This is a genomic window from Psychrobacter sp. TB55-MNA-CIBAN-0194, assembly GCF_040309505.1.
Taxonomy (GTDB): domain Bacteria; phylum Pseudomonadota; class Gammaproteobacteria; order Pseudomonadales; family Moraxellaceae; genus Psychrobacter; species Psychrobacter fozii.
Window position 1 is genome coordinate 1 of record NZ_JBEOOW010000724.1, and the last position, 240, is coordinate 240.

1 protein-coding gene is annotated in these 240 nt (G+C 45.4%); it reads left to right on the forward strand.

Going from position 1 to position 240, the window contains the following annotated elements; all coding sequences use genetic code 11:
* Positions 1-13: 13 nt before the first annotated feature.
* Positions 14-240 (forward strand): FAD-dependent monooxygenase (locus AAEY75_RS16880; protein WP_352260322.1); only part of this gene is annotated, 227 nt, incomplete at its 3' end.

The following is a 240-nucleotide window of genomic DNA, read 5'->3' on the forward strand; positions in this document are numbered from 1 at the left end:
TAATAAAGCAGTTATGGCTGCAATAGATGGCCAATGCGGTTTATGTGAAGTGCAAAGTAAGCGCGTCGCGTTCCCACTTAAAATGCGTTACGCCCAACAATGGGTAAATGGCAACGTGTTGCTAATGGGCGATGCAGCGCATACCATTCATCCATTAGCAGGGCTGGGTATGAACCTAGGTCTAAAAGATGCGGCTTATTTAATCGAGCTACTAAGTCAAGACGCCAAAGAATTTGCAAG